Below are 14,989 nucleotides of genomic sequence, written 5' to 3' on the forward strand. Positions count from 1 at the left end.
AAGGGACTTGCGCTTTGATAATGTACCTTTTGGGCGAACGCAGTTCGCCCCTACATTGTGGACAAAATCCGTTACTGTAGGGGCGCAAAGCTTGCGCCCTCCGATCGATTGGGATATTATTCCCACGCAAGTCCCTAAGCTATTATTTAGGGTTTGCTGAAAAAGTTTGTTGGTGGGGCTAGGAGTCAGGAGTCAGTAGCCGGTCGTTTCAGGCTTTGTTGCCCTCTCTTTTTGTACCAGTTTATGTACTAAAAAAAGGATAATGCCAGGTTTTTGAGGGTCCCAATCCGATTTTCGCAGCATGAACATCGGATTTTAACAGGTCAAAAGCCTTATTTTAAAAGGGTTTTACCATTATTCAGCCAGCCCTACTTTATTCCTATAGCCAACCTAAATGAGTTGTGAAAAGGCATCAAATCTTTTCAAGTTAGGAAATTTGAAAAGATTATATTTGGCAAAAAATTCAAATAAAAAATTAATAATCTTAAAGTTTTTGCCGAAACGATAAAACCTCCTGAGCAAATTTTTTAATTGAAACCAAATTGCTTCAACTGGATTTTCTTCTGGCGCATAAGGGGCAAAAAGTTCACAAGTAATTTTCCATTCTGATTTTGCTAATCCTTCATTTTGCTCTCCCAAAAAATTCTTCATATTTTATCCTGTATGATGTCTAACTCCATCCCAAAATATCAACAATCTTTTTCCAGCATTTTTACTTTGTAAACTTTCTAGAAACTTGACTGTATTTTCTCCATTTCCTCTGGTATATTTTTCTAAAATTAAATCTGGCTCTAACAAGTTTAATGCACCATAATAAGTTTGTCTATCTTTATAATTATTAATTGGTATTTCGACTCGCTCTTTTGACTTACCCCAGGCTTCACCTACGATATCTTCCCCCATTAGATGGCATTCGTCTATCGCATATACCATAAGTTTTCCCGACTCTATCTCCTCTCTATGCTCTTCGAGAATTTGCTTAATTTATTCATTTCTTTGTTTGACTTTTTCTTCATCTTTTCTTGGGTTTACTTTTTCAGCTTTCTGTCTAGTTATCTTCGCTTTTCTGTAAATATTATAGTAACTTTCTTTTGATTCAAATACTACATCATACTCTTCTATTAAATAGATTTCTAGTTCTGATAAATCCCAATCTTCTAGGCATAATAACCATTTTATTGTCTCTTCTTCTTCCTCTTTAGTCAGCTTTTTTTTGGCTCCTTTGTAACCTAGTATTAGTCCTTGTATTCCTTGTTTAATAAATCTTTTTTTCCATTTACTTACATAACCTTGAGATACATTTAGTATATTTTATATCGCTTTGTAGGCATAACCCTGTAGAGCCAATTTTACTGCTAAGGCTCTCTTCATCTCTCGCGAGTCTCCATTACTGTTTATAAAATTGATTAAACGCTCTATTTGTCTTTCTCTTTCATTTTGATTGGTTTCCATTTGCTTTTTTCTTTCATTTCTTAGCAGAACGTTTTTATTTTACCATAGCAAGCTCTATTTACGTATCAAATGGAATTGCTATATAAGAAATGTTATAAATATCTTCTCAGAAACAGAATCGGTCGGTCAGTCTGGCTAAAAAATTATCTTAAAGTCAAGGAAATAGGCTTTTTTAGTTAAGTTTTACAGAAGTCGAACTTGATATTTTTGTTGATAATAATCAATAACATTTTTCAAAAATAATGGCAAATATGGTTAATTGTCCTCGCCCCACTTTCAACCTTCAGATTTAATTGCTGCCCAAGCCAAAAGTGCAGTAGAAAGAATCAAAGAACATCCCTTACATGATATCGGCGAGACTTGGAAACTATTTCATCAAATTAGTTCCCCCATAGAACCCCCTTGAGCCATCTTGCACACTTTTCTCTTTTTGTCAAATTTTATGTTAACGAAGGCAGGGGGCAGGAGGCCGTTTTTGTAACGGGGATTTATGCCCCGCTCCAAAAACTTTTCGCCTTAAAAGGCGAGGTTTTAGACCCGATTTTTTCGATAACCCCAAGAGAGCCGAAAAAAAGCGAACTTCTCTAGGGAGAAATTCGCCTTAATTTCCAGAAATTCTGAATTTATTAATTAGGCACGAGCTTCGAGACGACCGTAGAAAATGCCGCGAATTTTCACTTCTTCAGCATCTTTTGCCCCTAAATCGGTGTCGGAAGGCTGTTCACTTTCAAAAACACCAGCAAACTCGCCGGTAGAAGCGTCAACTTTAGTTACCTGTAAAGACATAGTACCTTTACCCAGTTCCGTCGCTTTGACGTTAGCGCGCTGGAAATCTTGACTATCAGCACTAGCGGGTAAAGCGACAGCGTTATCATAACCCGTCACCACACCCCGACCTTTGGGATCTAAGAAACCAGCACCACGATAGGAGGGAACTTTAAAGTCGCCTTCAAAATCGGTGGAACTGTTAATCGAGTTAAAGCCGGCTTCGGTTTTGCCGGTGAAACCTTTGATGGTAAAGAACAAGGGAACTCTTTCACCTCCAGGTAATTGTACGGTAACGGGTTGGAAATCGATACCGTCTTCTTCCTTGAGGGTTAAAACACCGTCTTCGCCTACGGTTAAACTCGCTGTCATCTGTTCTAAACTGGTGGTATCTCTGGTTAAGAGTTTACCCGGTATAAAGGTGGCTGCTTCCCGCTTATTAACAGGTTCACCCTTGACAAAATATTCTTGGGGTTCTAAGCATAAATCTGTCACCACATAACTTTCGCCGCGTTCTAAGGGGAGAGTACCCCGGGTGAACTCGGAAATCTGCGGACATTTGTTAGCTAATCCCGTGTTTAAAATTTCATCATAGGTTAGCTCGTTTCTATTCAGGACGGCACTAGGCGCGTCGCTACAAGCTGTCAACACCCCTAAGCACAAGGCTAAAAAGGCAACTAACAATGCACGAAATCTCATCTATGTCAACCTCTCTTTGTCAATCTTTACAATTACTACCCTTGATCCATAGCCTGATGAATTATCGAATCGGTCGGGCCAATTCACCGAAACCCAGTTTATCAAAGATCAGTGACCATTGAGAAGATGGGAGATAGGAGACGGCAGACAGGAGGCAAGAGGCAGGAGGCAAGAGGCAAGAGGCAAGAGGCAGCTTTGTTCTCCCCACTTCCCCACTTCCCCACTTCCCCACACCCCACACCCCACACCCCACACCCTCTTTCAAGTCAGGAGGCTCTAAGTAACTCATAGCTGATGACTGATATGATTGGTGTGACTGTTTTCAGATAGGAACATGAATAGTCCATTGCCGGGAGATAACAGCCAATTAGATAGCCAACTGCATTCCCTTGTAACGACGGTGACAGCGATCGCCCAAGAACAGCAGGGAGATTGTAACGGTTTGTTAATGTTGCTGCGAACTTTAGAAAATTTACATCGGCAAATTCGCGAGCAGATGTTCGAGCCATCTTTACCCAATACCCGTAAGGACTTATACGGATTACTCCGGGATATCGAGGAAACCGGGGGATGGCCCTATATAGAAAGGATGAAGTTACAAATGTTAATGGAAAAATTATTAGCCAGTGAAGTTGGCGCGCTCGATTCGGCCGCAAAAACCGATGATCGGGAAACCTGAAAAGGTGTTGGGGTTTTAGGGTGTGGGGTGTGGGGTGTTGGGGTTTTAGGGTTTTAGTTGAAATTCCCCCATTCCCCTATCCCCCCATTGCCCCATTCCCCTATTCCCTATGGCCAAGGAGTACGGAGCGGGTTACAGTATTGAGAAAATGGATATTTTAGGGGTAGTTCGTAAATCATGACCACCGTGAACCCGATTAAATTTGGAACCGATGGCTGGCGCGGGATTATCGCCGCCGATTTTACTTTCGATCGAGTCGCTCTGCTCGCTCCCTTGGCGGCTCAGGTTTTAGCGGATAATTATGGTCAGATCACAGGTTCGCGGACGATGATCGTCGGCTATGATCGGCGGTTTATGGCGGAGGATTTTGCTCAAACTGCGGCGGAATCGCTTCAAAAAGCCGGTTTTGATGTGCTTCTCTCCCAATCCTACGCTCCCACTCCCGCTTTTAGTTGGGCAGCTCGATCAGAAAATGCTCTCGGTGCGATCGTGTTAACCGCCAGTCATAACCCGGCTAAATATCTCGGTTTGAAGGTAAAAGGTTATTTTGGTGGTTCTGTCTCGCCAGAAATTACCCAACAAATTGAAGCTTTATTGTCTAATCCGCCGCAATTTAACGCAGCTGCGGGTAAATTAAGCACTTTTGAGCCATGGTCAAGTTATTGTCAGGGTTTACGCCAAAAAGTTAATATTGCCGCTATTGCCGAGGCGATCAAATCGGGACAACTAAAAGTTTATTCCGATGTCATGCACGGTGCGGCGGCTACCGGTTTAGAGCGTCTTTTGGGGGTGGGGATCACGGAATTACGCGGCAATCGCGATCCTTTGTTCGGTGGCGGCTCTCCAGAACCTTTACCGAGAAATTTGAGGGAAATCATCGATAAACTGGCTCACAGCGCAAATTTAGCCCCTTTGCGAGTAGGTTTGGTCTTCGATGGCGATAGCGATCGAGTGGCGGCGATCGATGGTCGGGGGAATTTTTTAAGCACCCAAAATCTCATCCCGATTTTAATCGAGCATTTAGCCGGCAAAAAGGGAATGAGAGGGGAAATTGTGAAAACGGTGAGCGGTTCCGATTTAATCCCCAAATTAGCCAGTTTATACGGTTTATCGGTCTTTGAAACCCCGATCGGTTATAAGTATATCGCCGATCGAATGTTGACCACTCCTGTGTTAATTGGTGGGGAAGAATCGGGAGGTGTCGGTTATGGTACTCACATTCCCGAACGGGATGCTTTATTATCAGCTTTATACGTTTTGGAAGCGGTGGTAGAATCGGGCCAAGATTTAAGCGATCTTTACGCGCAATTACAGGATAAAACTGGTTTTCATTCTCAGTATGATCGCATAGATTTACCCCTAGCTAATATGGAAGCTCGCAATCAGTTAATTACTGCTTTGGATAAGGAACCCTTAAGGGAAATTGCCGGTAAACAAGTGACTGATTGTAATCCTATGGACGGTTATAAATTCCGTTTAGAAGATGGCAGTTGGTTGTTAATTCGCTTTAGTGGCACAGAACCGGTTTTGCGTCTCTACTGTGAATCTTCAACCCTCGATCGAGTTCATGAAATTCTTGCCTGGGCAAAATCTTGGGCTACCTATATCTAAACTTAACTAATAGAAAACGGGTTTCTTGAATAAACCCGTTTTCTATTCTATTATTTTTTAACGCATTCAATAATGCAAATATCCTCTTGAGTCGGAATAATGCGATTTAATTTTAGTCCCGCTTGACTCAACAATTCCTCAAATTCTTCTGCGGTTCTTTCCTTACCTCCCGGACACATAACTAACATATTTAGGTCTAACATTTTAGCGGCCGAAGGATTATTACCCGAAGGAACAACCATTTCCAAGACTAAAACTTTCCCATCGCTATCTAAAGCTTGACAACAGTTTTTCAAAATAGCAATCGCTCGTCGATCATCCCAATCATGAATAATATGTTTTAGTAAATAGCCATCTCCTCCCGACGGTACGGATTCAAAAAAACTACCCCCAACGGTTTGACAACGATGGAGAATGCCGTGTTTTTCTAAAGTCGGTTGACAATGGGAAATTACATATTCTTCATCAAAAAGAATTCCTTTGAGGTGGGGATATTGCTCTAAGATTGTCCCCAACATCTCACCGTATCCCCCACCTACATCTACTAGGGTTTGAAATTCCGAGAAATCATACACAGCTAAAATAGCTTTCTCCTCCGAAAAAGAAAAACTATTCATCGACTGTTCAAAAATCTCGGCATCTAGCGGATGGGTTTGAAAATATTCAAAGACCCCCATCCCAAAGACATCATCAAAAGATGGTTGTCCCGTTTTAATACTATGTAACACATTTCCCCAGGCTTGATAATGGGGGGCTTCTCCTAACATAATCGCTGTCGCTTTTACTGACCGGGGATGGTCACTAGATAAATGTTCGGCTAAGGGAGTTAGTATAAACTGTTGAGATTCAGTTTCTTGAAAAATTCCCACACTAGCTAACGCTCGCATCAGTCGGTATAAAGCAGCAGGATTAGTCTCAGTTAGGGAGGCCAATTCTTGACAAGATTTCGCTCCTTTGCTTAAATGCTCGGCTAGACTCAATTTAGCCGCAGCATAGATGGCCTGAGATAGCCAGTAACCCGAAACCATTTGGGTTAATTGAAGATGAAGAGGGAGTTCAGGTAAGGACATAAGCAACTTTTGCGGAAATAAAATTAAACAGTACCATATAGAATAAATCTGCTGCAAAAGCAAGTTGTCGAGGTGCTATCGGCTCAAAATCTCTAAAATTCCGATAAATTTGACATAATCTTCGGTTTTATGGGTGGGATAGTTCTCTCTTGTCTTTGTTCTCCTCTGGTCGCCTGTTTCGGAGTCTCCTTATCTAAGGAAAGATTTTGATTTTTGCAGGAGATCTAATAAATCTATCGATTTTGACTCCTAAAAGCTGACGACGGACGGCGGACATTGATTGCGGCAAAAAGCGCAAAAATGATTACAATCGATACAAAATATCAACGACTAGGATTAAATGGCTACTCATATTGTTACTGGTGTCGCGGGTTTTATCGGTTCTAACTTGGCACAAAAGCTTTTAGAACAAGGAGATCAGGTGATCGGTATCGATCAATTTAACGATTATTACGACCCCAGTTTAAAGCGCAAAAATGCCCATATTCTAGCAAAATATCCCGAATTTAAGTTAATCGAAGCGGATATACAAGCCCTCGACTGGCGACAACTGTTGCAAGGAGTAGAAGTATTATTCCATCAGGCAGCCCAAGCAGGAGTCAGAGCAAGCTGGGGTGATGGATTTCGTCAATATACCGAAAGGAATATAAATGCCACTCAAATTATTCTTGAGGCCGCTAAGGAAACCCCTTCTTTACAACGGATGGTTTTTGCTTCCACTTCCTCGGTGTATGGCAATGCGGAAACGATGCCGACTCCCGAAACCCTTTGTCCCCAACCAGTTTCACCCTACGGCATCACCAAATTAGCGGCAGAAAGACTCTGTTGGCTATATCACCAGAATTTTAACGTTCCCGTCACTGCCTTGCGTTATTTCACCGTTTATGGACCGCGGCAACGTCCCGATATGGCTTTCCATAAGTTTTTTCAAGCAGCGATCGCAGGTAAACCCATCGGCATCTACGGAGATGGCAAACAAACCCGCGATTTTACCTTTATTAGCGATGCTGTAGCCGCTAATTTAGCCGCTGCCCTAGTGCCGGAAGCGGTGGGGGAGGTGTTTAATATTGGTGGTGGTAGTCGCGTGGTATTGTTGGATGTCTTGGATACCATGGCAAAAGTCATCGGTAAACCTATCGAGCGATCGCATCAAGGACTCGCCCGGGGAGATGCCCGTCACACCGCCGCCGATGTCACCAAAGCCCGTACTATTCTAGGTTATAATCCCCAAGTCTCTTTAGCCGAAGGATTAGCCCAAGAATGGCAGTGGATTCAGGAATTATATTGTTAATGGTTAGGGTGTGTTAGGGCATCGTGACACACCTAAAAATCGCCTCACGGCAGCAATTCCTTAATAATCAAAAAATCTCCCCATAAAAGGGAGATTTTGGGCAATATCTAGGGTTATACCCCGACAAATTACACCAATTTCAGATCGGGATAATTAGCGAGAATGTCGTCTTGACTGAGAATATCACCCTCGCTTTGGGGAGTCCAAATCACTTCTACCGCTAAAAGTCGATCGCCTCCCATACTACCAATTTGTTGCAGGGCTTGTTTCAAGTCTTGGGAATCATTAATTTTGGCTAGAGAAAATTTACCGACAATGCCGGCTAAAATAGTCACCAAAATATAGCCTTCTGGTGCGGTTTTAGCTAATTCTCCAGCCGATTCGGGTAAAATATTTTCTTGAGAACCTTGACGCAGTTGATTATTGTAATTAGTTAAGGTTTCCGCCGTTAGTTTACCGCGTTCGTTGAGAGACCACTGATTAAACTTCGCTTCTGCACTGCTGAGGCTGGTTTGTTGGCAATCGACGTTACCATAAACCCAGTATTCCGGATGACGTAACAGGGCGAGGGCCGATTCTTGTAAGACATCGACGCGCCCCTCGGAGGTGCTAGTATCCACAGTTAGGGCGATTTGATTTAATTCTTGTTGCAGATAACGGGCATTAGCCAACAAACCCACCTGTACTTTAGCCACGGAGACGGTTTCATAACCGGATTCTATCGTCATACCATTCTCATCACTGCCTCCACCATTACGGAAAGCATTAACGAGGAAATTGGCAATAGCAAAAAAGATTAACAGAGAAATTAAGCCACCGCCACCACCACCCCAAAAGAAGGGTAAGAGGAAGGGAAAACCAATACCTCCACCGTAACCGGGGGAACTGTAACCACCACCTCTAGAAGGGCTAATACTGCGACTAGGGGCGCGAAAACTACCGCCCCCCATTCTACCCCCCGATGCCGCTAAAGCACTGGAAACATTGCCTAAAATCAGCGTTGTCACTAATCCTAGAACTAATAGCGGCTTGGCAAGCGATCGAACTTTAGTTAAAATTTTGTCAATCATAAGAACACCGAAGCAACCCTTTATTTACTAGGATAACCAGTTTCTCCCTCAGGGATAGACAAACCCCGAATAGGGATAACCGAATCAGTGATCAGTTATCAGTTAGTAAGGTGTTGGGTATGGAGATTTTAGGGTTTTGGGGTTTTGGGGTTTTGGGGTGTTGAGTATGGTTGAAATTTCCCCATCTCCCCACTCCCCACTCCCCACTCCCCACTCCCCACTCCCCACTCCCCATCTCCCAACCCCCAAATTTATGACTTGGAATTTCTCTTCTCCGACGGATTCGCCATTAAGCGATCGCGAAGTACCCTTAGAAAGTCATCATCTCTGGGGTAAACGTATTGCTTTACTGGTGACAGGAGGGATTGCGGCCATGAAAGCGCCGCTAATTGCCCGATCTTTGCGGAAATTCGGGGCTACAGTCGTGGCTTTTGTCTCGGAAGAAGCTTTAAGATACGTCACTAAGGAAGCTTTGGAATGGAGTACGGTTAATCCCGTAATTAGCCAATTAACGGCAAAAGCAGAACATTTAAGCGATCAATCTCCCTTTGATCTTTATTTAGTCGCCCCCGCTACCTATAACACGATTAATAAGTTTCGTTACGGAATCGCTGACGGAGTGATCACTTCATGCTTGGCCTCGGCCTTGGGACGACAGGAAAAGGGAAAAACTAAAATTCTGCTCGTCCCCACCATGCACGGCAGTTTACATAATGCTATTCTGACCGAATCTTTGCAAACTCTCGATCGCTTGGGAGTCCAGATTATGTCACCCCGGGATGATTACGGTAAGCACAATCTCCCCGGGGAAAAAGAGATTACCGTGGCAGCCTGTGGGATTCTCAGTAATTCTGTCCTGAAAAATAGGCCGATTTTAGTCACTGGTGGACCCACACCCGTTATTATCGATAATATTCGTCGTTTAACCAATCGTTTTACCGGACAATTAGGAGTCGCTATTGCAGAAGAATTGTACCTGCGCGGGGCAAAGGTGCAATTAATCCACGGACGCGGCAGCTATACACCTCCCGCTTATTTACCCCATGAAATTATTGAAACTTATGACGAGTATCTAGGGAAGGTTATGGGAGAATTAGGCAGTAAAGATTATAAATTTGGGATTTTTTCGGCAGCAGTGGCAGATTATCGCTTAGAAAGCCCTTTTTCTGGCAAAATTCCCAGTGGTGGGCAGTTAAATCTTAATTTTGTGCCGACGGAAAAAGTGATTGACAAGGTGAGAGAAAAATTTCCCGATTTAGAGATGGTGACTTTCAAGTATCAGGAGGGAGTCAGTCAGGAGGAGTTGCTGGAAATCGCCCGTAAACGCCTAGAAAAGGGCTATCAGGCCGTCATTGCTAATAGGGGTGAGGAAAAGGGCGATCAAGGGGAACAGGTGGCTTATTTGGTCACAAAAGCGGCATTGGGGAAATTTATCGGCAAAAAAGCGATCGCTATTGGCATCGCCGAATATTTAGAACAGCGAGCCAAAAATGTTACAATCAAAAAAATTTAATATTTTTTAATATTAATTTGCAAAAATTTAGGGTAACACAGTCATGGGTAACATCAACTTCGTCAAAGAGAATAAGATCGTGGTAGCGGCAGATGGAGCGAATTTACGAGAGAAAGCAATCCAGAATGGCGTTGATATCTACACTTTTGGCGGTAAATTGATGAATTGTGGCGGTTACGGTCAGTGTGGTACTTGTATAGTGGCAATTGTCGAGGGGATGGAAAATCTCTCGGCCAAAACCGACTTTGAACAGCGCTGTCTGAAGAAAAAACCCGAAAATTATCGTTTAGCCTGTCAAACCAGCGTTAATGGCCCTATTAGCGTCCAAACTAAACCAAAATAGCATTTAAGCGTCATGCCCCACCCCCAGCAACGCACCGGTGGGGAAGGTGCGGCGATCAGAACCATTGAGGCGTTCGATACCAGTGAAAATTGCCAGACAATATCACATAATTCCCTGAGCGACTTTTTCAGCAGACCCTAATTGATGTCTTGGGAAGACATCTCAGCGGATTTTTGTGATTTTTTCGCTGCTTTTTTGCCAGCCAAGGGCTGACAATCAAGAGATTTGCTAGAAAATATCAGCTTTACTGCATTTAAACTGCCTATTGGACATTTTAGTACAAATGCCCGAACTTCCTCTGCCTACTCCCCACTCCCCTCACTGATCGCCCTGCGATCGCTATCTGAGAAAATTGCTCATTTTGTCATCTAGATTGCATCCTGATCGGAAACCTTTGGGTAATCTATGGGTACAGATACTCAAACCTCCCCTTCCTTGCTGCGTTCCTGATCGGGATAATTTTTTTTTCTCATAAACTTTACAATATTTAATAATTGTTGTAATATTGGTTAAATAACCAAGGTTCTTACTACTTGCCATTTATGCCCATAAACTCTATATATAGCCAAAAAAAGGACTATAGAGGTAATTAAATCGTAAATTAGATTTCTCTCTATCCTTGAGTAACCACTTACTAATCTCTTTACAAAACTAGAAGAAACCCTGATAGCATCTCCTTAACTGCCCCTGGGGAAGCAATCTGAAAAACGCCATCAATCCCTGAATATCAACCCTCAACCGACGCGCACTCATGAAAACCTCGAAAAACCCCACCGATCCAGTTCGCGCCTATCTCAGAGAAATTGGCCGAGTTCCCCTTCTCACCCATGAAGAAGAAATTCTCTACGCGAAACAGGTGCAAAGATTAATTTTTCTGGAAAAAATCAAAGAATCCCTAAGGGCGAAACTCGGCAGGGAACCCAGCGATCGCCAGTGGGCAGAAGCGGCGGAAATTAGTGAAGAACAACTGCGTCGAGAATTAGGGGCAGGGGATTTCGCCAAACGCAAGATGGTAGAAGCGAACCTGCGTCTAGTGGTTTCCGTCGCTAAAAAATACCTAAAACGCAATCTAGACCTATTGGACCTAATCCAAGAGGGAACGATTGGGATGCAAAGAGGTGTGGAAAAATTCGATCCCACCAAAGGCTATCGCTTTTCCACCTATGCCTATTGGTGGATTCGCCAAGCCATCACCCGGGCGATCGCAGAAAAAAGTCGCACCATCCGTCTGCCCATCCACATCACCGAAAAACTGAATAAAATCAAAAAAGCCCAGCGTCAACTAGCTCAAGATAAAGGTCGCGCTGCCACCATTGCCGAATTAGCCGAGGAATTAGATCTAACTCCCAAACAGGTGCGAGACTACTTGGAAAGGTCCCGTCAACCCCTTTCCCTTGACTTAAAGGTGGGGGACAATCAAGACACGGAATTAGGGGAACTCTTGGAAGATACGGGACTTTCCCCCGAAGATTACACTGCCTATTCTTCCCTCCAAGTGGATTTGGAAAAACTGATGGCAGACCTCACCCCTCAACAAAAAGAAGTGATTTGTCTGCGTTTTGGTTTAGATAATGGGCAGCCCCTCACCTTAGCAAAAATTGGCGTTCGACTCAATATCAGTCGTGAACGCGTGCGTCAGATCGAACGAGAAGCGATCGCTAAATTAAGAAAACGCAAGGGCAACATCAGAGAATATCTAGCTAGTTAGGGTTTGCGGCAAAAAGCTGTTCGTGGGGGCAGGGTGTGGGGTGTGGGGTGTAGGGTGTAGGGTGTGGGGTGTGGGGAGAATAAATAAAATAATCTCCTATCTCCTGACTCCTGAATACTGCCTCCTGCCCCCTGCCTTCGTTAAGGGTCAAATCGATCGTCTGGATCACAGCGAGAAAAATGACCCATTTCTAGATTCATCGGTGACTTTTCTCCGCTCTTATTTCTCTATTTAGGGTTTGCTGAATAATGGTAAAACCCTTTTAAAATAAGGATTTTGACCTGTTAAAATCCGATATTCATGCTGCGAAAATCGGATTGGGACCATCAAAAACCTTGCATTATCCTTCTTGTAGTACATACGTTGGTACAAAAAAGAGAGGGCAACAAAGCCTGAAACGACCGGCTACTGACGACCGACGACCGGCTACTGACTCCTGACTCCTGACTCCTGACTCCTGACTCCTAACCCCACCAACAAACTTTTTCAGCAAACCCTATTTATTCAAGATATTTTTTCAAAAAGAGAGCTAATTTTTCTTTAGTGGCGACGGGAACAGAATCTAGACGGGTAAGAATAGCATATTTAAGGGCAGAATGAGCGGCAGAAACGGGAGGATTAGCTGCTAGACGGCGCACCGTTTCTTGGATAACTTTTTGGGCATTAATAGCGTTATGGTGCAGATTTTCGATCACCATTTCTACCGTGACATGATCGTGATCGGGATGCCAACAATCATAATCGGTAACTAGGGCTAAGGTAGCGTAGGCAATTTCCGCTTCTCTGGCTAATTTGGCCTCGGTTAAATTGGTCATACCGATCACGGTTGCCCCCCAACTTCTATAGAGATTTGATTCCGCTTTAGTAGAAAAAGCTGGCCCCTCCATACAGAGGTATGTACCGCCGCGATGCAAGGTAACTTCTGACAGGTTTAAACTAGCGACGGCATCCCCTAAAATTTCGGCTAATTGGGGACAAACGGGATCGCCAAAGGCGACGTGAGCAACAATTCCTTCCCCAAAAAAAGTCGCTATTCTCTCTTTAGTTCTGTCAATAAATTGATCGGGAATGACTAAATCTAGGGGTTTAACTTCGGCTTTTAGGGAACCAACGGCCGAAGCGGAAATAATATATTCAACCCCTAATTGTTTGAGAGCGTGAATATTAGCTCGAAAGGGTAGTTCGGTCGGTAAAAAATGGTGATTTCTGCCATGACGCGCTAAAAAGGCGACTTCTGTTCCCTCTAAAGTACCGAGAATTAAAGCATCGGAAGGAGAACCAAAAGGAGTATCGAGGGATACTTCCCGCACATCCTTGAGGGCATCCATTTTATACAAACCACTGCCGCCAATGATGCCAATTTTTACCGTCGTCATAGTCTTGGAAAGAATTAGTTATCGTTGCCTTGATTTTACCATAATTGAGCGATCAAACTGTGATAATTTTTCCATCAAGGCCTTACTTTTTCTTTTTCTTGCCTTTGAGGGAACCATTAATTAAACCATTAAAGCCATAAATTTCTTCAGTTCCCGCAATGGCAACTAATTCCACCTCTTTCGTGTCTCCCGGTTCAAATCGAACTGATGTACCCGCGGGAATATTCAGATGGGTTCCTTTGGTTAATTCGCGCTGGAACTCCAGGGCCTGATTAACTTCATAAAAATGATAGTGGGAACCCACTTGAATGGGTCGATCGCCTGTATTAGCCACAGAAATACGCAGGGTGTCGCGACCGACATTAATCTCGATCGCTCCGGATGGTGTGATAATTTCTCCCGGAATCATAAGTGCTAAAAATCTCCTGTTAGTGAATGGGATTGTGAACGGTAACTAATTTAGTACCATCGGGAAAAGTCGCTTCGATCTGCACTTCCGTAATCATTTCCGGGATACCTTCCATCACCTCCTCGCGAGTTAATAAAGTAGTGCCGTAACTCATCAATTCAGCGACGCTACGACCTTCTCTGGCACCTTCGAGGATGGCGGCGCTAATATAGGCGATCGCTTCGGGATAATTTAACTTGATACCGCGATTTTTGCGTCTTTCGGCGAGCAGTGCCGCCGTGAAAATGAGTAATTTATCTTTTTCTTGGGGCGAAAGTTGCATAGATGGGCCTTTTTTCACACAGATGCTAGGGTTATTGTAGTTCTTGGCCGGCTAGTTGTAGCGATCGAGTTGTGAAATTTTATTTACTTAGCCAGCATTATTGATCAAGATTGGGGAAAATACTCAAAAACTTTGCTAGGAAAAGGCGTTGTCAGATCAGAATAGGAAAGATGCCATGCAATCCTTGCTATCAAAGTAATTTCAGTTCCGGGCTGATTCGGAGCATCTTTCAATTTGACAACGCCTATTGTAGGGCTAATTCCGGAATTAGCCCTACACCTATTACCTAGCTATATTCCACTAGCCCAGATTCCCTTGGTTTTATCTAATAAGGTTTCAAAATCCGCTTCTGTCCTTTCATCCTCAACCACTTGAATGTTAATGGCTAACTTTGTTGCTGCTTCAAAGGGTAAGTTAGAGAGGATAATCTTTTGAGAATTATCAATAGTTAAATAGGTTTGATAGGTATTCATAATTATTGACAAGCAGAAACTGTTGATTCAGGATAGAAAAGACAATTATAATACTTTTTGATAACCGATAAGGGACTTGCGTGGGAATAATATCCCAGCCAGGAAATCGCTCTGTAGAAGAATCAGACCAGCCAGATGGCATATTATCAAAGCGCAAGTCCCTAAGAGGAAGGGGGCTCTCGAAGGCTCTCCCCCTACTTAGGGTGAT

At 43.5% G+C, this 14,989-nt stretch carries 13 protein-coding genes and 1 pseudogene; 6 read left to right on the plus strand and 8 right to left on the minus strand.

Annotation, left to right across the window (positions count from 1 at the left end):
• Window positions 1–390: 390 nt before the first annotated feature.
• Window positions 391–1,452 (minus strand): annotated as a pseudogene (locus IM456_RS15220) (IS630 family transposase).
• A 630-nt stretch (window positions 1,453–2,082) separates the two neighbouring features.
• Window positions 2,083–2,916 carry a photosystem II manganese-stabilizing polypeptide gene (locus tag IM456_RS15225; protein ID WP_004162736.1) on the minus strand — a complete coding sequence of 278 codons (834 nt, stop codon included), beginning with the start codon at window positions 2,914–2,916 and terminating at the stop codon, window positions 2,083–2,085.
• Between the two features lie 334 nt (window positions 2,917–3,250).
• On the opposite strand from IM456_RS15225, the gene IM456_RS15230 reads away from it, so the two are divergent.
• Together IM456_RS15230 and IM456_RS15235 are read left to right on the plus strand one after the other, a co-directional pair.
• Window positions 3,251–3,595 (plus strand): hypothetical protein, encoded by a 345-nt coding sequence (locus IM456_RS15230; RefSeq protein WP_149985746.1) that lies wholly within the window; start codon window positions 3,251–3,253, stop codon window positions 3,593–3,595.
• 177 nt (window positions 3,596–3,772) lie between these two features.
• Window positions 3,773–5,206 (plus strand): phosphoglucomutase/phosphomannomutase family protein, encoded by a 1,434-nt coding sequence (locus IM456_RS15235; RefSeq protein ID WP_287693063.1) that lies wholly within the window; start codon window positions 3,773–3,775, stop codon window positions 5,204–5,206.
• A 50-nt stretch (window positions 5,207–5,256) separates the two neighbouring features.
• Here the strand turns inward: IM456_RS15235 and IM456_RS15240 are convergent, their stop codons facing one another.
• Window positions 5,257–6,276, minus strand: a complete 1,020-nt coding sequence (locus IM456_RS15240; protein ID WP_287693064.1) for a methyltransferase — start codon at window positions 6,274–6,276, stop codon at window positions 5,257–5,259.
• A 340-nt stretch (window positions 6,277–6,616) separates the two neighbouring features.
• On the opposite strand from IM456_RS15240, the gene IM456_RS15245 reads away from it, so the two are divergent.
• Window positions 6,617–7,567, plus strand: a complete 951-nt coding sequence (locus tag IM456_RS15245; RefSeq protein ID WP_061432678.1) for an NAD-dependent epimerase/dehydratase family protein — start codon at window positions 6,617–6,619, stop codon at window positions 7,565–7,567.
• A 128-nt stretch (window positions 7,568–7,695) separates the two neighbouring features.
• On the opposite strand, the gene IM456_RS15250 is transcribed toward IM456_RS15245, so the two are convergent.
• Window positions 7,696–8,637, minus strand: a complete 942-nt coding sequence (locus IM456_RS15250; protein ID WP_149985748.1) for a DUF1517 domain-containing protein — start codon at window positions 8,635–8,637, stop codon at window positions 7,696–7,698.
• A 253-nt stretch (window positions 8,638–8,890) separates the two neighbouring features.
• On the opposite strand from IM456_RS15250, the gene IM456_RS15255 reads away from it, so the two are divergent.
• The 3 genes from IM456_RS15255 to IM456_RS15265 all read left to right on the plus strand — a co-directional run bounded on the left by IM456_RS15255 (window position 8,891) and on the right by IM456_RS15265 (window position 12,201).
• Window positions 8,891–10,150, plus strand: coding sequence for a phosphopantothenoylcysteine decarboxylase domain-containing protein (locus tag IM456_RS15255; RefSeq protein ID WP_149985749.1), 1,260 nt, complete (start codon window positions 8,891–8,893; stop codon window positions 10,148–10,150).
• Window positions 10,151–10,193: 43 nt separating this feature from the next.
• Window positions 10,194–10,493: a 2Fe-2S iron-sulfur cluster-binding protein gene (locus tag IM456_RS15260; protein WP_002761301.1), complete on the plus strand. Its 300-nt coding sequence runs from the start codon at window positions 10,194–10,196 to the stop codon at window positions 10,491–10,493.
• A 751-nt stretch (window positions 10,494–11,244) separates the two neighbouring features.
• A complete protein-coding gene (locus tag IM456_RS15265) occupies window positions 11,245–12,201 on the plus strand; it encodes an RNA polymerase sigma factor, RpoD/SigA family (RefSeq protein ID WP_149985750.1) in 957 nt (318 codons plus the stop codon).
• 500 nt (window positions 12,202–12,701) lie between these two features.
• Here IM456_RS15265 and IM456_RS15270 read toward each other — a convergent pair whose 3' ends face one another.
• The 4 genes from IM456_RS15270 to IM456_RS15285 form a co-directional block, all read right to left on the minus strand.
• Window positions 12,702–13,577: an S-methyl-5'-thioadenosine phosphorylase gene (locus tag IM456_RS15270; protein ID WP_149985751.1), complete on the minus strand. Its 876-nt coding sequence runs from the start codon at window positions 13,575–13,577 to the stop codon at window positions 12,702–12,704.
• An 82-nt stretch (window positions 13,578–13,659) separates the two neighbouring features.
• Window positions 13,660–13,986, minus strand: a complete 327-nt coding sequence (ureB, locus tag IM456_RS15275) for an urease subunit beta (protein ID WP_002748322.1) — start codon at window positions 13,984–13,986, stop codon at window positions 13,660–13,662.
• Window positions 13,987–14,005: 19 nt separating this feature from the next.
• Window positions 14,006–14,308 carry an urease subunit gamma gene (ureA, locus tag IM456_RS15280; protein ID WP_002738360.1) on the minus strand — a complete coding sequence of 101 codons (303 nt, stop codon included), beginning with the start codon at window positions 14,306–14,308 and terminating at the stop codon, window positions 14,006–14,008.
• 290 nt (window positions 14,309–14,598) lie between these two features.
• Window positions 14,599–14,781: a hypothetical protein gene (locus tag IM456_RS15285; protein WP_149985752.1), complete on the minus strand. Its 183-nt coding sequence runs from the start codon at window positions 14,779–14,781 to the stop codon at window positions 14,599–14,601.
• Between the last annotated feature and the right edge of the window lie 208 nt (window positions 14,782–14,989).

Origin of the sequence: Microcystis sp. M079S1 (genome assembly GCF_020246425.1) — a bacterium.
GTDB lineage: Bacteria > Cyanobacteriota > Cyanobacteriia > Cyanobacteriales > Microcystaceae > Microcystis > Microcystis aeruginosa.

What these genes read in the sequence shown, in the direction of transcription:
- IM456_RS15285 (WP_149985752.1), bottom strand. Translation starts at nt 14,781, where the DNA reads ATGAATACCTATCAAACCTATTTAACTATTGATAATTCTCAAAAGATT.
- IM456_RS15225 (WP_004162736.1), bottom strand. Translation starts at nt 2,916, where the DNA reads ATGAGATTTCGTGCATTGTTAGTTGCCTTTTTAGCCTTGTGCTTAGGG.
- ureA (WP_002738360.1), bottom strand. Translation starts at nt 14,308, where the DNA reads ATGCAACTTTCGCCCCAAGAAAAAGATAAATTACTCATTTTCACGGCG.
- IM456_RS15245 (WP_061432678.1), top strand. Translation starts at nt 6,617, where the DNA reads ATGGCTACTCATATTGTTACTGGTGTCGCGGGTTTTATCGGTTCTAAC.
- IM456_RS15240 (WP_287693064.1), bottom strand. Translation starts at nt 6,276, where the DNA reads ATGTCCTTACCTGAACTCCCTCTTCATCTTCAATTAACCCAAATGGTT.
- ureB (WP_002748322.1), bottom strand. Translation starts at nt 13,986, where the DNA reads ATGATTCCGGGAGAAATTATCACACCATCCGGAGCGATCGAGATTAAT.
- IM456_RS15235 (WP_287693063.1), top strand. Translation starts at nt 3,773, where the DNA reads ATGACCACCGTGAACCCGATTAAATTTGGAACCGATGGCTGGCGCGGG.
- IM456_RS15265 (WP_149985750.1), top strand. Translation starts at nt 11,245, where the DNA reads ATGAAAACCTCGAAAAACCCCACCGATCCAGTTCGCGCCTATCTCAGA.
- IM456_RS15255 (WP_149985749.1), top strand. Translation starts at nt 8,891, where the DNA reads ATGACTTGGAATTTCTCTTCTCCGACGGATTCGCCATTAAGCGATCGC.
- IM456_RS15230 (WP_149985746.1), top strand. Translation starts at nt 3,251, where the DNA reads ATGAATAGTCCATTGCCGGGAGATAACAGCCAATTAGATAGCCAACTG.
- IM456_RS15260 (WP_002761301.1), top strand. Translation starts at nt 10,194, where the DNA reads ATGGGTAACATCAACTTCGTCAAAGAGAATAAGATCGTGGTAGCGGCA.
- IM456_RS15270 (WP_149985751.1), bottom strand. Translation starts at nt 13,577, where the DNA reads ATGACGACGGTAAAAATTGGCATCATTGGCGGCAGTGGTTTGTATAAA.
- IM456_RS15250 (WP_149985748.1), bottom strand. Translation starts at nt 8,637, where the DNA reads ATGATTGACAAAATTTTAACTAAAGTTCGATCGCTTGCCAAGCCGCTA.